Annotated in this window: 18 protein-coding genes; 7 read left to right on the forward strand and 11 right to left on the reverse strand. The window is 65.9% G+C overall.

The genetic code is table 11. The annotated features are described in order from the left end of the window. Positions 1–104: 104 nt before the first annotated feature. The gene (locus NZL82_RS13345) at positions 105–335 is read right to left on the reverse strand and encodes a hypothetical protein (protein WP_261270245.1); all 231 of its coding nucleotides are present in this window, start codon (positions 333–335) and stop codon (positions 105–107) included. 122 nt (positions 336–457) lie between these two features. On the opposite strand from NZL82_RS13345, the gene NZL82_RS13350 reads away from it, so the two are divergent. After that, on the forward strand, positions 458–2,428 hold the full coding sequence (locus NZL82_RS13350) for a S9 family peptidase (protein ID WP_261270246.1): 1,971 nt from the start codon (positions 458–460) through the stop codon (positions 2,426–2,428). Between the two features lie 137 nt (positions 2,429–2,565). Next, positions 2,566–4,395 carry an ABC transporter ATP-binding protein/permease gene (locus NZL82_RS13355; protein ID WP_261270247.1) on the forward strand — a complete coding sequence of 610 codons (1,830 nt, stop codon included), beginning with the start codon at positions 2,566–2,568 and terminating at the stop codon, positions 4,393–4,395. A 6-nt stretch (positions 4,396–4,401) separates the two neighbouring features. Here NZL82_RS13355 and NZL82_RS13360 read toward each other — a convergent pair whose 3' ends face one another. Beyond that, a complete protein-coding gene (locus tag NZL82_RS13360) occupies positions 4,402–5,316 on the reverse strand; it encodes a hypothetical protein (RefSeq protein WP_261270248.1) in 915 nt (304 codons plus the stop codon). A gap of 17 nt (positions 5,317–5,333) precedes the next feature. Between NZL82_RS13360 and NZL82_RS13365 the strand changes: the two genes are divergently transcribed. After that, positions 5,334–5,486 carry a hypothetical protein gene (locus tag NZL82_RS13365; RefSeq protein WP_261270249.1) on the forward strand — a complete coding sequence of 51 codons (153 nt, stop codon included), beginning with the start codon at positions 5,334–5,336 and terminating at the stop codon, positions 5,484–5,486. Here NZL82_RS13365 and NZL82_RS13370 read toward each other — a convergent pair. The 5 genes from NZL82_RS13370 to NZL82_RS13390 form a co-directional block, all read right to left on the reverse strand. Then, positions 5,483–6,139: an SdpI family protein gene (locus tag NZL82_RS13370; RefSeq protein ID WP_261270250.1), complete on the reverse strand. Its 657-nt coding sequence runs from the start codon at positions 6,137–6,139 to the stop codon at positions 5,483–5,485. The genes NZL82_RS13365 and NZL82_RS13370 overlap by 4 nt on opposite strands. Then, entirely contained in the window at positions 6,121–6,423 is a 303-nt protein-coding gene (locus NZL82_RS13375; RefSeq protein WP_261270251.1) for a metalloregulator ArsR/SmtB family transcription factor, read from the reverse strand. The genes NZL82_RS13370 and NZL82_RS13375 overlap by 19 nt, the downstream gene beginning before the upstream one ends. Before the next feature lie 170 nt (positions 6,424–6,593). Continuing rightward, complete coding sequence (locus tag NZL82_RS13380; RefSeq protein WP_261270252.1) at positions 6,594–8,069, reverse strand: phytoene desaturase; 1,476 nt, start codon at positions 8,067–8,069, stop codon at positions 6,594–6,596. Further along, positions 8,066–9,226 (reverse strand): lycopene beta-cyclase CrtY, encoded by a 1,161-nt coding sequence (gene crtY / locus NZL82_RS13385; protein WP_261270253.1) that lies wholly within the window; start codon positions 9,224–9,226, stop codon positions 8,066–8,068. The genes NZL82_RS13380 and crtY overlap by 4 nt, the downstream gene beginning before the upstream one ends. Before the next feature lie 48 nt (positions 9,227–9,274). Continuing rightward, positions 9,275–10,297, reverse strand: a complete 1,023-nt coding sequence (locus NZL82_RS13390) for a YncE family protein (RefSeq protein WP_261270254.1) — start codon at positions 10,295–10,297, stop codon at positions 9,275–9,277. Between the two features lie 160 nt (positions 10,298–10,457). On the opposite strand from NZL82_RS13390, the gene NZL82_RS13395 reads away from it, so the two are divergent. Both NZL82_RS13395 and NZL82_RS13400 read left to right on the forward strand, forming a co-directional pair. Next, complete coding sequence (locus tag NZL82_RS13395; RefSeq protein WP_261270255.1) at positions 10,458–10,889, forward strand: TIGR01244 family sulfur transferase; 432 nt, start codon at positions 10,458–10,460, stop codon at positions 10,887–10,889. Continuing rightward, a complete protein-coding gene (locus tag NZL82_RS13400) occupies positions 10,886–11,287 on the forward strand; it encodes a hypothetical protein (RefSeq protein WP_261270256.1) in 402 nt (133 codons plus the stop codon). Before NZL82_RS13395 ends, NZL82_RS13400 begins: the two co-directional genes overlap by 4 nt. Positions 11,288–11,327: 40 nt before the next feature. Here the strand turns inward: NZL82_RS13400 and NZL82_RS13405 are convergent, their stop codons facing one another. From NZL82_RS13405 to NZL82_RS13415, 3 genes are read right to left on the reverse strand one after another with little or no spacing between them, the layout of a single operon-like run. Next, positions 11,328–12,554: a cyclopropane-fatty-acyl-phospholipid synthase family protein gene (locus NZL82_RS13405; protein WP_261270257.1), complete on the reverse strand. Its 1,227-nt coding sequence runs from the start codon at positions 12,552–12,554 to the stop codon at positions 11,328–11,330. Positions 12,555–12,572: 18 nt separating this feature from the next. Then, the gene (locus NZL82_RS13410; RefSeq protein WP_261270258.1) at positions 12,573–13,316 is read right to left on the reverse strand and encodes a molybdopterin-dependent oxidoreductase; all 744 of its coding nucleotides are present in this window, start codon (positions 13,314–13,316) and stop codon (positions 12,573–12,575) included. Then, positions 13,313–14,041: a cytochrome b/b6 domain-containing protein gene (locus NZL82_RS13415; protein WP_261270259.1), complete on the reverse strand. Its 729-nt coding sequence runs from the start codon at positions 14,039–14,041 to the stop codon at positions 13,313–13,315. Before NZL82_RS13415 ends, NZL82_RS13410 begins: the two co-directional genes overlap by 4 nt. Positions 14,042–14,068: 27 nt before the next feature. Between NZL82_RS13415 and NZL82_RS13420 the strand changes: the two genes are divergently transcribed. Both NZL82_RS13420 and NZL82_RS13425 read left to right on the forward strand, forming a co-directional pair. Beyond that, on the forward strand, positions 14,069–14,689 hold the full coding sequence (locus NZL82_RS13420; protein ID WP_261270260.1) for a flavin reductase family protein: 621 nt from the start codon (positions 14,069–14,071) through the stop codon (positions 14,687–14,689). Positions 14,690–14,978: 289 nt separating this feature from the next. Continuing rightward, positions 14,979–15,404 (forward strand): hypothetical protein, encoded by a 426-nt coding sequence (locus tag NZL82_RS13425; RefSeq protein WP_261270261.1) that lies wholly within the window; start codon positions 14,979–14,981, stop codon positions 15,402–15,404. Here NZL82_RS13425 and NZL82_RS13430 read toward each other — a convergent pair. Next, a complete protein-coding gene (locus NZL82_RS13430; protein ID WP_261270262.1) occupies positions 15,395–16,153 on the reverse strand; it encodes a sulfite exporter TauE/SafE family protein in 759 nt (252 codons plus the stop codon). The two genes, NZL82_RS13425 and NZL82_RS13430, sit on opposite strands and share 10 nt — an antisense overlap. Positions 16,154–16,302: the final 149 nt, after the last annotated feature.

Below are 16,302 nucleotides of genomic sequence, written 5' to 3' on the forward strand. Positions count from 1 at the left end.
CAGTTCGGGCGAATGGTAAGGGACGAAGGCAACCAAGCTGTTTAGTGGGGTTGATCCATTGTCTTCGGCTTCGCTCTGGCGAACGGGGAAAAGGGATATATGGCTCAGCCCCGCGACGGCTTGCGCTCGGCCTTCGCCGTTTGCGCGCCCATGCGACGGCAATCCGCGCCGATGACCGGGAAGGGAACATCGGTATTGGCGGCGATCCGGTTGGCCAGGTCGGCGCGGCACTGCGCCATGGTTTCATATCGTGCGGGGACCATGCGGGCCTCGGTGCAATCGATGCTGCCATCGCCGCAGCCCAGGATTGCCATCACATAGAAAATCGGTTCCATTCGACCGCCTCCACTCGATTTTGAAAACGCGGGGGTGCGCCAAGTTGTTCCGATTTTGCGCTTGCCGGGGCTTGGTGGCGCTGTCATGCTCGACCAATACAGTCCGTGGGTGGGAGCATGAGATGGTGTTGAAGGCTTTATTGGCGGCAGGAGCGGCGATGATGGTGGCGCAGTCGGCAATGGCGGCGGACGTGCCGCTGATCGAACGGACCAAGTTGTTCGGCAATCCGACCAAGATCGGCGGGCAACTTTCGCCCGATGGCAAGTGGATCAGCTTCATCGCGCCGCGCGACGGGGTGCTCAACGTCTGGGTCGCGCCGATCGCCACGCCCGACCAGGCCAAGCCGCTGACCGACGAGAAGGCGCGGCCGATCCGCCAGGCCTTCTGGTCGCCCGACTCCAAGTCGATCCTGTTCGTCAACGACAAGGGCGGCGACGAAAATTTCCTGCTCTACGGCGTCAATGTCGCGACCGGCGAGCAAAAGGCGCTGACCCCGTTCGAGAAGACGCGCGTCCAGATCGTCGGCACCAGCGAGACGATCAAGGACCGTATCCTGGTCGGCGTCAACAATCGCGATCCGCGCTGGCATGACGTGTACGAGCTGAACCTGACCAGCGGCGCGCTGACCAAGGTGATGCAGAATGACGGCTATGCCGGGTTCCTGGCCGACGACCAGCTGCACCTGCGCATGGCGGCCAAGGCACGCCCCGATGGCGGTTCCGACTATTACAGGGTCAATGGCACCACCGTCGAGGCGACGCCGGTCGTGCAGTTCGGGCTGGACGATTCGCTGACCACTTCGCCGCTGGGCTTCACGGTGGATGGCAAGACGCTCTACTGGATGGACAGCCGCGGCCGGAACACCGCCGCGCTGATGGCGCAGGACATGGGCAGCGGCAAGATGGCCGTGATCGGCGAAAGCCCCAAGGCCGATGTCGGCGGCGGGCTGTTCAATCCGAAGACCGGTCGGGTCGAGGCCTATTCGGTCAATTACCTCAAGCGCGACTATGTGCCGGTCGGCGACGCGGTGAAGGCCGACCTCGCCTTTCTGAAGGCGCAGAATAAGGGCGAGTTTTCGATCGGGTCGCGCACCGATGCCGATGACAAGTGGATCGTCACCTTCGATCCCGTGACCGCGCCCGCCTCGACCTGGCTGTACGATCGCAAGGGCAAGACGCTGACTCAGCTTTATGTCAGCCGCCCCGAACTGGCCGATGCGCCGTTGGTGCCGATGGAGGCGGTGGAAATCCCGGCGCGCGACGGGCTGACGCTGGTGTCGTACCTGACCAAGCCCAAGGGCGTGACCGGGCCGGTGCCGATGGTGTTGTTCGTCCATGGCGGCCCCTGGGCGCGCGATGGTTACGGCTATAACGGCTATCACCAGTGGCTCGCCAATCGCGGCTATGCGGTGCTGTCGGTCAATTACCGCGGCTCGACCGGCTTTGGTAAGAACTTCATCTCGGCGGGCGACCTGCAATGGGGCCGCAAGATGCATGACGACCTGATCGACGCGGTCGACTGGGCGGTCAAGCAGGGCGTCACCACGCCCGACAGGGTGGCGATCATGGGCGGCTCCTATGGCGGCTATGCGACGCTGGCGGGCCTGACCTTTACGCCGGAGAAATTCGCGTGCGGGGTCGATATCGTCGGTCCGTCGAACCTGTTCACCCTGCTCAAGACGATCCCGCCTTATTGGGAAGCGGGCAAGCAGCAATTCTACAAGCGGATGGGCGACCCCACGACCGAGGAGGGCCGCGCGCTGCTGAAGGAACGCTCGCCGCTGACCTTTGTCGATCGGATCAAAAAGCCGCTGCTGATCGGGCAGGGCGCGAACGACCCGCGCGTCAATGTGGCGGAAAGCGACCAGATCGTCGCGGCCATGGCGGCGAAGAACATCCCCGTCACCTATGTCGTCTTCCCCGACGAAGGCCATGGCTTTGCCCGGCCCGCCAACAACATCGCCTTCAACGCGGTGGCCGAGAATTTCCTCGCCCCCTGCCTGGGCGGCCGTGCCGAGCCGATCGGCGACACGCTGAAGGGCTCTACGGCCGATGTGAAGCATGGCGCGGACTATGTGAAAGGCTTGAAATAAGCCGTCACACCCGTCGCCCCGGCGCAGGCCGGGGCCTCTTTCGACATGGGATGATCGGTCGACGGAGATCCCGGCCTGCGCCGGGATGACGGGTGCACCATTGAACTTCGCCCCCGTTCCGCCGACATGGGGACGACATGCCGCCACTCGACCCCACCGCCGGTACGCCTGACCGGCCTCTGATCCCGACGCTTCGCCGTTTCCTGCCCTATCTCTGGCCCGCCGGAGCGCCTGCTCTGCGCGCGCGGATCGTGGCGGCGATGGCGTTGGTCGTGGTGTCCAAGCTCCTCCAGGTGCTGGGCGCGGCGTATACGCTGAAATATGCCGTCGACCGGATGGCGGGGGGCGATCGCGGCGCGGCGATGCTGATCGTCCTGCTGGTCATCGGCTATGCGGCGGCGCGGTTCGGAACGACGCTGTTCGACAATCTGCGCAATGCGGTGTTCGAGATGGTCGGGCAGGACGCGACCCGGCGGCTGTCCGCCGATGTGTTCCGGCATCTCCACCGGCTGTCGCTGCGCTTCCATCTGGAGCGGCGCACCGGCGCGGTGACCAAGGTGGTCGAGCGCGGGACCAAGAGCATCGACACCATGCTCTACTTCCTGCTGTTCAACATCGCCCCGACGGTGCTGGAATTGGCGCTGGTCCTGACGATCTTCGGAAAGAGTTTCGGGCCGGTGCTGGTCGTCACCACGCTGGCGATGGTGGTCCTGTACATCGTCTTCACCCGCAAGGTAACCGACTGGCGCAACGCTTTGCGCACGAAGATGAACGATCTCGACACCGGCGCGGTCGCCCATGCCGTCGACTCGCTGCTTAACTTCGAGACGGTGAAATATTTCAACGCCGAGGAGCGCGAGGCGAAGCGGTACGAGAATGGCGTCGCCGCCTATGCGCGCGCGGCGACCAAGTCGGAAAACTCGCTCGCCTGGCTGAACGTGGGGCAGGCGGCGATCACCAGCCTGATGCTGGGCTTTGCCATGGCCTGGGTCGTGCGCGAGTGGAGCCGGGGTGCCGCGTCGGCGGGCGACGTGGTGTTCGTCTCTACCCTGTTGTCGCAGCTTTTCCGGCCGCTCGACCTGCTCGGGATGGTCTATCGCACCATCCGGCAGGGGGTGATCGACATGGGGGCGATGTTCGACCTGATCGACACCCCCGCCGAGGTGGTCGACGCCCCCGGCGCGACGCCGCTGGCCGTCACGGGCGGGCATGTCTGCTTCGACCAGGTCGTCTTCGGCTATGAGCCCGATCGCCAGATCCTGAAGGGCTTGACCCTCGACATTCCGGCCGGGACGACGTGCGCGGTCGTCGGGCCATCGGGGGCGGGCAAGTCGACGCTCGCGCGATTGCTCTACCGCTTCTACGATGTGAACCAGGGCGCGATCACCATCGATGGACAGGCGGTGGCGCAGGTGACGCAGGATAGCTTACGGGCCGCGATCGGAATCGTCCCGCAGGACACGGTGCTGTTCAACGACACGATCGGCTATAATATCGGCTATGGCCGCGAAGGCGCCGACCAGGCCGAGGTGGAGCAGGCCGCCAAGGGTGCCGCCATCGCCGACTTCATCGAACGCCAGCCACAGGGTTATGCCACCCGCGTCGGCGAGCGCGGGTTGAAGCTGTCGGGCGGCGAGAAGCAGCGCGTGGCGATCGCGCGCACGCTGCTGAAAGATCCGCCAATCCTGATCCTCGACGAGGCGACCAGCGCGCTCGACAGCCGGACCGAGGCGGATATTCTTGCCACGCTCCAAGCGATCGAGCGCGGGCGCACGACCCTGGTCATCGCGCACCGGCTGTCGACCATCGTCCATGCCGACCAGATCGTCGTTCTCGACGGCGGCCGGGTGGCGGAGCGGGGGACCCATGGCGAATTGCTGGCCTCGGGGGGCCTCTATGCCGAGATGTGGGCCCGCCAGGCCGCCGAGGTGGAATCGGCCGAGGAAGAGGACGCGCTGCTCGCCTAGGCGATGTCAGCGGCAGCTAAGCCGTATCTGATGCGCGGGCTTGTCGAACACGATCGACGAGCAGCGGTCGAGCCGGTCCGCGCCGATCGACAGGCGGTCGCGCTTGATGTCGTGCTTGCCCTTGCCGGTTACCACCACCTCATTGGGGTCGACGGCTTTGTCGGCGTCGGCGATGCTATCCGTCTTGCCATTGTCCGTGGTCCGCACGCCCAATGATCCTATGGTGAGCGGCCCGACGATCAGCGGGGTCGCCAGCGTCATGGTGCGGATCGGGCGCTCGACGCCGAAGGCGATCTCGGTCGTGCGGGTCGACCCGGTCAAAGTGCCGCCATAGGCGCGGGCCAGCCGCACTGCCGCGCCCGCATTGGCCAGGGTGTAGGGATGGTGCGGATCGAAGCGGATGCGCAGCGGCTCTCCCTCTACCATGATGGTTGCGAACCGCTCGGCCCAGCCGCCGAACAAATCGCCTTGGTCGACCATGGGAAAGGCGATCGTGCGTTCCCCGGCGACCGGTTCGCGCAGACGGAAGCGGATAACGGGTTCGGGAAGACTGCCCGGCCCGAAGACTCCCGCAACGCCCGTGGCGAAGGGCTGTGGGGTAAAACCGATCCGCCGCTTCTGTGGCTTTTCCGAGCCGAACGTGACCCGTGCCACGGCGGTGCGACCTGCGATCAGCTTGGGTCCCACGCCATAGCCGACGCCGATCATGCCCGCTTTCATACCCGCCGCTTCGGCGAATTCCTGGGTGATGAGGGGCATGGCCGGAACGCCCGGATCGATGCGGACGATGCGCGTGACGCCGTTGATCGTGATCGGTTCCAGCCCATCCGGCGCGACAACCCGCTCCTGAGGGGGCGAGGACGCCGCGACTCCGAAGGTCGTGAGTGAAAGAATGGCAATCTTGGAAAAGTCAATGGCCACGAACACTTTCTCCCGTCATGTTGCGTATCGGCAACATTGCTGCGGATCGTGGCGCAATAAAGGCCGGATCGGACGAGCACCCGCACAAGGCCTCGGCTTCGCAAATCTTTCCCTTCATCCTGATGGGCGGGCAGCAGGTGGGCCGTCATCGCCGCCCACCATCGGATTAGTGCGGGCGTCTCATGCGCCAATGGACATAGGAAAAGACGATCGGGACCAGTGTGGCCCCGAGCAGCGCCGTCAGCGCGAGCCGCGTCTTGCTATCGTCACCGATCGGCAGCAAGGCGCTCAGGGCGACGACCGCACCCGCCACCGCGAACAACCATCCGCCCAGGCGGTGGGTTGCGATCCAGGTGTCGGTGTCGATGATCGTCCAGGGCGTACGGATGCCGACGAAGAAGCCAGGCCGCGACTTGGGCAGCATATTGCCGACCGCGATCAGGAACAGGCCCAGCGCGATCGGAATCAGGGTGGGGGACGGCGCCCAGCCCAGCACGGGGCCCGCAACCATCGCCTCGACCCCGATGAACAGGGCCAGCAATCCCGCCCAGACGGTACGGAGCAGCGTTGCACTACCCTCGAGATCGCGTTGCAGTGGCTCGATCCGGGGCAGGCTGGCCATGACTGCGGACAGGATGATGACCAGCACCACCGGCAGGAACAGCGCATAGCCCGGCTCGGTGAAGCGATCGGCCTGCCCGGCGGCGTTCCAGTGTGTCGGCAGCAACGTGCCCGGCGCGACCTGCGTCAGCGCCAGCGCGGACACCGCCGCCATGCCCCCCGCCACCATGGCGGACGCGACGATCAACGGACGGAAGGACATGATTTCGCTCCCTTGCTATCGTCTTCGCCCACGCCCAGCCGGGTCATGAAACCCATCAACACCTGCTCCAGCATCGACAGGTTGAGCGTGTAGAATATGCTTGTCCCCTGCTGCTCCGCCTGGATCAGGCCGGCGGCCTTCAGCTTGGCGAAATGCGCCGACATGGTGGGGCGGGACACGTTGAAGGCATCGGCGATCGCACCGGCGGACATACCCCCGCCACGCAGCATCTCCAGGATGCGGCGGCGCGTGGGATGGGCAAGGGCTTCGAACACCGGGTCCATAACCGGTGTTTAGCATAAAGACTAATTAGCGAAAAGGCTAAATAGGGGCCGGATTGCCCGCCCTCCATTCAACCCGAGCGAAGTCGAAGGCTACGCGCTGCGCTCACCCATGAGTGCCCTGCCGAGTCATCCCATGGCCTTCGACTATGCTCAGGCTGAACGGAGGCGGGTTACTTCCGCTCCAGCATCAGCGCCGCCGTCGCCTTGGCGCTTCCGACTACGCCGGGAATCCCTGCGCCCGGATGGGTCCCTGCGCCGACGAAATACAGGTTCGGGATCGAATCGTCGCGATTGTGGACCCGGAAATAGGCGCTCTGGGTCAGGATCGGCTCGAGCGAGAAGGCCGAGCCCATATGCGCGTTCAGGTCGGTGGCGAAGTCCGATGGCGCATAATGGAATTTGGTCACGATCCGTTCGTGGATGTCGGGGATCAGGCGGCGACCCACTTCATCCAGGATGCGCTTTTCCAGGATCGGCCCGACCTCGTCCCAGTTCATCGGGAACTTGCCCATGTGCGGCACGGGGGCCAGCGCATAGAAGGTCGAATGCCCCTCGGGCGCCAGGCTGGGATCGGTGACGGTCGGGTGGTGGAGATAGAGCGAGAAATCCTCGGACAGCACGCCGGTATCGTAGATGTCGGTCAGCAGGCCCTTATAGCGCGGACCGAACAGGATCATGTGATGCGGGATGCCCGGCCATGCGCCCTTGATCCCGAAATGAACGACGAACAGAGAGGGCGAATAGCGCTTGCGCTCCAGCGCATTGACCGTCCGGCGGGCCGAGCGATTGTCGGCCAGCAGATCGCGATAGCTGTGCATGATGTCGGCATTGGTCGCCACCGCATCCGCCTGGATGGTCAGGCCGCTCTTCGTCACCACGCCGGTCGCGCGGTCGCCCAGCGTCTCGATCCGGGTGACCGGATCGCCCAAGCGCAGCACGCCGCCGATCCGCTCGAACTGCGCGACCATCCCGGCGACCAGCCGGTTGGTGCCGCCGCGCGCGAACCAGACGCCGCCGTCACGCTCCAGCTTGTGGATCAGCGCATAGATCGCGCTGGTCGTCATCGGATTGCCGCCGACGAGCAGGGTGTGGAAGGACAGCGCCTGGCGCAGCTTTTCCGACTGCACGAATTTGGAGACCATGGCGTAGACCGAATTCCACGCCTGATACTTCATCAGCGACGGCGCGGCCTTGATCATCGACGCGAAGTCGAGGAACGCGACATGGCCGAGCTTTTCGTAACCCTCCCGATACACCCCCGCCGCATAGTCGAGGAACTTGCCATAGCCCCCAATGTCGTCCGGGTTCAGCTTGGCGATCTCGGAACGGAGCTGGGTATCGTCGTTGCTATAGTCGAAATTGGTCCCGTCGACCCAGTTGAGCCGGTAGAAGGGGGTCACTGGATCGAGTTGCACATCCTCCGACATGCTGCGCCCGGTCAGGCCCCAAAGCTCTTCCAGACAGGCGGGATCGGTGATGACGGTGGGGCCGGCATCGAAGGTGAAGCCGTCGCGTTCCCAATAATAAGCACGCCCGCCGGGCTTGTCCCGCGCCTCGACGATGGTGGTCTGCACGCCCGCCGATTGCAGGCGGATGGCCAGGGCGAGCCCGCCAAAGCCCGATCCGATGACGACCGCGCTCTTCATGACCGACCTCGCAGCGCGGCAATGGCGCGCAGGATCGGCACAGGCGGTCGCCCGGTCAAAATTCGTGCCTTGTCGGCCATGGTGGATTGCCCCGCATAGAATCGCCCGATCAGGTCGGGCGCAAGTCGATAGAAACGCTCGAGCACGCGGTATCGCTCATCGGGCTCTGCCGCCTTGAACAACATCGTGTCGAGCATACGATAAAAGCCGCGCGCATCCCAGGCGTCGCGCGCCATGCGATAGGTCGCGTCGTGCAGGTCGGGCCCGGCGAAATCGCGCCGCCGGGCCAGCATCGCCGCCATGCGGATCGCATCGGGCAGCGAATAGCCGGTGGTCGGGTGGAACAGACCGGCGCGCATCCCGGCCTTGGGCGTCTTGGCCCCGCCGCTGCGCCAGTAACCGTCGAAATCGCCGCCCATCGCGACCGGCAACACGCCCGCTTCCTCGCGCACCACCTCCGCGGTCTGCCAGTCGCGCGCCTCGGCATAGCGTTCGATTCGCTGCACGATGGCGCGGCGGTTGAGCTCGGACGAGGTGGAGTAATAGGTATCCTCGACGAAGATCCGATCCTCGGCAAAGGGCAGGGTGTAGACGAAGCGATAGCCGTCGAGTTGCTTGACGGTCGCATCCATCACCACCGGCCGCTCGCTGCCATGCGGACGGTCCAGGCGGAGTTCCTGGCCGACGAACTTCTGCCATCCGCAGGACAGCGAGGACAGGTCGCCCGCACCGCGCGCGTCGATCACCCCGGTTGCCTCCACCCGGTCGCCATCGGCGAAGACGGCGGCGGTCGCCGACACGGCCAGCACCTTGCGGCCCAGGATCAGCGCCTGCGGGGGCAGGACGCGTCGCACCTCGGCGTCGAGGCGGTGGCTTTCGATCGAGTAATAGGTCTGGTTGAGCGTGCGCGAATGGGCCGGGAAGGCCACGTCATAAGCACGCCAGCCATGGGCGACGAGCCGCTCGACGATCCAGCGATCGTCCTTGGTCACGTCGCTGCCGAAAAACGACCAGATATGGTTGCCGCCGATCGTCTCGCCCGCGTCGACGAGGCGGACGTCGAGCGAGGGGTGGCGCGCCTTGAGCGCCAGCGCGATCAGGCCACCGGCCAGGCCTGCGCCAATGATCGCGACATCGCAGGAGATTTTGGCAGCCATCGCCGCATCGCTACCGTAAAGCGCAGGATAGGCAAAGCCCAGTCGCCATTACAGAAGAACCGCCGTGTCGGGCGCGTCGCCGGTCGCAAAGCCGCCGGTGATTCGCCAGGTCGCCAGATCGATCATCGCGATCCGGTCATCCTCCAGCGCCGCGTAAATGGTCGAGGCCCCGGCGGGCAGGTTCAGACCCGGCGCGGCGGCGGGCAGCGGCAGTCGCGCCTCCTCGGCCAAGGTCGCGGGGGAATGGCGGGTCAGGCTCTTGTCCTTGCTATTGGACACGATCAGGCGGCCATCGGGCTGGACGATTACCCGCACCGCTTCGCCGCGAAGGGTGGTGCGGGCGCGCGGCTGGAGCGTGATCGCGTCGAGCGCGTGGAGCACCCCGGCCGGGCGATCGATGACATAGAGCGTCCGTTCATCCGGGCTGAGCGCCAGTCCTTCGGGTGCGGTGCCGATATGCTGCTTGACGGGGGCGAAGCTGGCATCGTCGGGGTTCACCATGATGACCATGCCGCTCATCGTGTCGGCGATATAGGCGCGGCTGCCATCGCCCTTCACCACGAAATAATGGCTGCGCGCGCCGCCGACCGGGATCATCCGGTCGGGGCTTTCGGCGGTGGCAGGCTGATCGAACCGGGCAAGCAGGCTGTCGCTCTCTGACAGGGCGTAGAGCCGTCCCCGGGCGTCCATCCGCATCCCGTGCCAGCGGCGATGCGGCGACAGGTCGATGGTGCGCGCCAGCTTGCGATTCGCCAGGTCGATCACCCAAAGCTGATGGCCGCCATCGCCGCCGAACTGCCAGCCCTTCACGCCATAGCCGCCGACATAGGCGAAGCGACCTGCCGGATCGGCCACCATCTCGTGCGGCTGCGGCCCCAGCGCGACGGTGCCGGTGCGGCGGCCATCGGGCAGGCTGTAGAAGGCGACGCGCCCGGCCCCTTTTTCCACCACCGCCAACGTCGCGGGGCCGGTGGCCGCCGCCTGCGCCCGACGCCAGGCCAGCGGCAGCGCGGTGGCCGCGCCCAGGGCGGCCAGACCCCAAAGACCCTGGCGGCGATCGATCAACGGCATGGGGCGGGCATCCTCGACGATAAACTAGCTGCATGCCAGACGTGGCGCCGCGCCCGTTGTTCCGCGCCATCGGTGGCGGGGCATCCCCGATCATGTCTTTTCGTCGCGATGGGGCCTTGCACCGGTTGCGGTGAAACGGCCCATTGAATAGGTGAATGGCATGATCCGCCCAATCAATGAAAGCGTCGCCGTCGCCCCCCAGATCCGGCCAGAGGATGTCGCCGCGATCAAGGCGGCGGGCTATTCGGCCATCGTCAACAACCGCCCCGACCATGAGGAGCCCGGCCAACCGACCGGCGATTCGATTCGCGCGGCGGCCGAGGATCAGGGGCTGGCCTATACCGCCATTCCCGTGACCCCCGGCGGCTTCAGCCACGAGATGGTCGACCAGATGACCCAGGCGCTGGTCGAGGCCAAGGGGCCGGTGCTGGCTTATTGCCGGTCGGGCACGCGAAGCTGCAATTTGTGGGCGCTGGCGGCGGCGAAGGCCGGACGCAATCCCGAGTTGATCGTGATGCAGGCCGAAGGGGCGGGATATGACCTGTCCGGCCTGCGTCCCACGCTGGAAACGCTGGCAGGCGCGCGGGGATGACCCTGCCGATCACCGGCGCGCTGTCAGGATGGGCGCTGGGCGGCGTAGGCGCCGGCGTGGTGCTGGGCATCGTCGCGATCGGCTGGCTGCTCCTGCGCCGCCGCGACCGCCGGGTCGGCTCGCCCGAAGAGGTGGCCGCCGCTGCCGAGGCCGCGCTGTCGGGCTTTGCCGTGGCGGGGGCGGTGGTCGGTGCGGACGGGCAGGGCGCGCTGGCGGTGGCGGCCGATGGCCGGGTCGCCGCGATCAAGCTGCGCGGTCGCCGGATCGAGGTGCGCGAACTTCCCTGGACGCGGATCCGCTCGACCGCCGAGGGCATCGTCGCCGAGGTCGAGGGACGTTTCGGCCCGGTGATGCTGGCGGGCGTCGATGTGCTGGATATTCGACGCCTGCGGGCGTGAATGCCATGTTTTCCTCCCCGCAAGGGGAGGAATGGTCGGCTCAGTCCCGCAACGCCCGTTCGCCCTCGTACATATAGTCGCGGGTCACCGGCACCGACATCCGCCCGCGCGTCAGCTGCACCTGATAGTTGCACAGCCCGCCATTGCGGAACGCCGCACCCGCGCCTGCGAGATAGAACAGCCACATGCGATAGAAGCGCTCGTCATAGAGCGCGACGATCCGGTCCTTCGCCGCCACCGTCCGGTCGTACCAGATGTCGAGCGTCCAGCCATAATGGCAGCGCAGCACCTCGACATCGGTCAGGAACATGCGCAGCCCTTCCTGCGCCCGGACGATCTCCGACAAAGCGGGGTTGTAGCCGCCGGGGAAGATATATTTGGTCGTCCAGTCGTCGGTGACGCCCGGCCCGCTCAACCGCCCGATCGTGTGGAGCAGCATCACGCCGTCCTCGGTCAACAGGTCGCGGCATTTGCGGAAGAAGGTGCGATATTGCGGCGGCCCGACATGCTCGAACATGCCCACCGAGACGATGCGGTCGAACCGTCCTTCCACCCGGCGATAGTCGATCAGTTCGAACTTCACCTTGTCGGCGACGCCCAGTGCCTCCGCCCGCGCCCGCGCGACCTTCAACTGCTCCTCGGACAGGGTGACGCCCAGCACTTCGGCCCCGCACATCTGGTGCAGATATAGCGCCATGCCCCCCCAGCCGCAGCCGATGTCGAGCACCTTCATCCCCGGCTCGATCGCCAGCTTGGCGGCGATATGCGCCTTCTTGTCGCGCTGTGCCCGCTCCAGATCATTGGCCGGGTCGGTGAAATAGGCGCAGCTATATTGCTTGTCGGTGTCGAGGAAGAGTTCGTACAGCGTGCCCGACAGGTCGTAGTGATGGGCGACGTTCTTCTTCGACCGGCGCTCCATGTTGATCCGGTCGATCCGATGCTTGATCGCGCCCGCCGCTCGCACCAGCCGGGACGGGTTGAGATTGGCACGGCCCGCTTCCCATTTGTCGTTGGCGGTCAGCAGTTCGACCAGATCGCGGACGTCGCCCTTCTCGACGACCAGGCGGCCGTCCATGAAGGACTCGCCGGCCGCCAGCGCGGGGTTGCGGACGATCTGCCCGGCGACCCGCGCATCGGTGAAGCGGATCGCGACATCGGGATAGCCCGGTTCGGACGTACCGAATTCGCGGACCGTGCCGTCATGATGGGTGAGGGTCAGGCGGCCCTTGCGGACCGCGCGCGACAGAAAGAGATCGATCAGCGCCATATGGCACCGACTAGTGCCTTAAATCCCGGCATACCAGTCATAATCGACATGGTCTTCCCAATAACCGCCCTTGCCCAAACCTATGTTGGACAGAGTTTCGACCGCATCGATCCGCATCAGGTATTTGGCGTGCTTGTACCCCAGTTGCCGCTCCACCCGCAGGCGCAGGGGGGCGCCGTGGCCGACATCCAGCATCCGCCCGTTCATCCCCCACGCCAGGATCGTCTGCGGGTGAAAGGCGTCGATCAGATCGAGCGATTCGTAATAGGGCTGGCCGCCATAGAGATCGGCGCAGGTGAAGACGACATAGCGCGCCCGGCTGCTGATATTCGCGGCCTTCAGGATATTGCCCAGCATCGGACCCATCCACTCGCCAATCGCGCTCCACCCCTCGACACAGTCGTGGCGGGTGATCTGGCGGCGTGCGGGGAATTCGCCGATCTGCCGAAGCGAGAGGGAAAGGGGGGTGCCGACCAGCCCGCCGACCTTCAACCGCCAATCTTCGAAACGGTTGGACAGCAGCGCGCCATATTCGGGCGTGCCCGGATGGCGCGTGCCGTTGGTCCGGAAATAGGGCGACATCTGGTCGCGGCGATATTCGGGGGCCAGCGCCCCCCGGTTCGTCAGCGCGCGTTGCAGCCCCTTCTGCATATCCTCGCCCGCGAACAGGATTTTGCGCGCGGTCGGCTGCTCGATGATCTTGTCGCAGCCCGCGAGGAGCAGCCCCGCGCCGCCCGTCAGGATGGTCCGACGCCGAATCATTCGGGTATCCTCCAACGGCCGGTGATCATCGATCGCACCTCGTTTCCCGCGCCCGCCAGGATGACGAGCACCAGATGGACGATGGTGAACAGCGCCAGCGCGCAGGCGGTGATGAAGTGGATCGACCGCGCCGACTGCCGCCCGCCCAATATTTCGAGCATCCAGGGCCAGGCGGCGTTCATGCCCGGCGACAGCGCGATCCCGGTCAGGATGGCGAGCGGCAGGGCGACGAACAGCACCATCGCATAACTCAGCTTCTGGAACAGGTTATAGGCACGCGGATCCTTCTCGTCATGGAAGCGGAAGGCCAGATGCCGCTTCAGATCGGTCCAGAGCGACGCGGGCCCCAGTTCGCGCGCCCGGATGCGCAGGTCGCGCTGGAAATGCCGGGTCAGCAGGCCGCCGATCATATAGGCGAGCAGTCCGAAGCCCAGCACCAGCGCGAAGAACAGGTGCCAGCGCCGCGAGATCGCCAGATTGTACCGCGCGGGAATCGTGAGCCAGCTCGGGAAATGCGGCAGGCTCCACCAGGCCGGATCGAAATTGGCGCCATAGCGACCCCAATAGAGCCGGGGATGCGCATTGGAGATCCCCAGGCCCGACCCCAGCAGGATCAGCACCGCCACCGCATTGACCCAGTGCCACAGCCGCGTCACCAATCCGTGACGGCGGACGACCGACACGCTCCGGAGTCTTTCAGGCTCTTGCGACGTTGGCGCTTCCATCCACACTCCTTTTCGGCGACCCGATTCATGATCCACGATTGGCACTTCTACGAACCCGTCAACGGCCATGGACTGGCGCATGATCCCTTGAACGCGATCGTCTCCCCCCGACCCATTGGCTGGATCGGCAGCCGGTCGGTCGCGGGCGTCAACAATCTGGCACCTTACAGCTTTTTCAACGTCTTCAACTACCGTCCGCCGCTGATCGGCTTTTCATCGCAGGGGTGGAAGGATTCGGTCGCCAATATCGCCGAGACCAAGGTCTTCACCTGGAACCTCGCCACCATGGCCTTGGCGGAGTCGATGAACGCCAGCGCCGCCGCCGTGGGCGCGGAGATCGACGAATTCGCCCTGGCCGGCGTGACGGCGGAGGACGGTCGCCTGATCGCCGCCCCGCGCGTCGCCGACAGCCCGGTGTCGTTCGAGTGCCGCCTGACCCAGTTGATCCGGCTGGAGACGAAGGAAGGGCGCGAACTCGATCAGTGGCTCGTCATCGGCGAGGCGGTGGGCATCCATATCGCCGCCGAGATGATCGAAAATGGCATCTACCAGACGGCCCGTGCCCGCCCCATCCTGCGCGGTGGCGGGCCGGTGGATTATTTCGAGGTGACCGAAGCCGCGCGGTTCGAGATGCGACGGCCGGATTAGAGCGGGGCCTCGCGGTCCGGCCGCTTTTTTCCATTAAAAGTTAATTTAGATTATCGCGTCAGAAGGCCCGCCGAACCGGGAGGCGTTCGATGATCCGATAGCATGAGGGCAATGATCACGGCTGCGGCGATTGCCCAGGCGTGACGATGCAGGACGGCCGGGGGTGGGCCGACCCTGCCGCGACCAGATTTCCATAGTCCATATCGCCCGGGTGGGGATCCGATGGGGCGATAAGGCAGACAATCCGATTTTGTCGAAAGGCACCCCGATGCTGTTCGAATGGCACGACATGCGCGCCGCGTTGACGCGCGTCATGACCGAACACCGCGCTTTGTGTAACGCGCCCGTACCCGATGTCACCGCAATCAGCCGAAGCCGCTGGCTGATCTCCAACGCCAGCCGGCAGCGCGCCGCCTGGTCCATGAAAACGGCGAGTCCGCTTGCCGAACGGCTGGCGCATACGCCTGGCGGGGCCGCCTGGCTCGCCTTACAGGCTGACATGCCCGCCTATCGCCAGCGCATATCCGGTTTCGTGTCGCGTTGGCCGACCGAGGCGATCGTCAAGGACTGGTCCAGCTATCGCCATGACAGCGCCGCGCTGCGCTTCGAGATCACCCAGTGGCTGCGCCTCGAGGAAATCGCGATCCGGGCGCTGGTGGCGGCGCTGGAAGCGGAGGCTGCGTCACCGTCCGAGCGCATCGCCGGTCAGGCATAACCCCGCCAGAAGAACACCGCCGTCGTCACCGTCGTCAGCAGCAGCGTCCACCCCCGGATCAGCCCGGCGGGCAGTCTGCGCCCGATCAGGGCACCGCTCCACCCGCCCAGCACGCCGCCTGCCAGCATCGGCAGGCATTGGGCCCAGGCGACCATGCCGGTGGCGATGAAGACCAGGGTCGCCGCCGCATTGGCGGTCGCCAGCATCAGCGTCCGGGGCGCGGCCAGTTGGGCCGGGTTGCGTCCCGACAGCAGCCCCCAGGCGGCGGTCAGCATCATGCCGATGCCGCCGCCGAAATAGCCGCCATAGACGCCCAGCACCGCCTGCGCCGCCATCAGTGCACGCGGGCCCGGTCGGGCGATCCGCGCCAGCCAGTCCGAGGCGTGGCGTCCTCCCGCGATCGCGATCGTCGCGGTCAGCAGCAACCAGGGCACGATCAGGTCGAAGGCGCGGGGCGGCGTCAGGAACAGCAGCACGCTGCCCAACAGCGCGAACATGAAGGTGATCGTCGCCATCCGCCGCATCGACACCCCCATCACCGGCTCCAGCCCATGGCGATAGGCCCAGACGCTGGCCATCGCCGCGGGTTGCAGCGCGACGTTCGAGGTGGCGTTGGCGATGGTGGAGGGCAGGCCGAGCGCGATCAGGGTCGGCATGGTCGAAAAACTGCCCCCGCCCGCCAGCGCGTTCATCGCACCACCGACAAAGCCCCCGGCGGCGGCGAGGGCGAGGAAGGTCCAGTCGATCATCGGGGCGGGTAACGCATGGTGCGGGGCTTCCGTGCCTCAGCCGAAGCCGGGGGGCAAGCACTTGGGCATTCCTCCCCTGCAAGGGGAGGGGGGCCATGCGACGCATGGCGGAGGGGAGTGGCAGGTCAAACCCGCCCCGCGGGTTTGAG

Source organism: Sphingomonas sp. LC-1 (assembly GCF_025371035.1).
GTDB classification, from domain to species: domain Bacteria; phylum Pseudomonadota; class Alphaproteobacteria; order Sphingomonadales; family Sphingomonadaceae; genus Sphingomonas; species Sphingomonas sanguinis_E.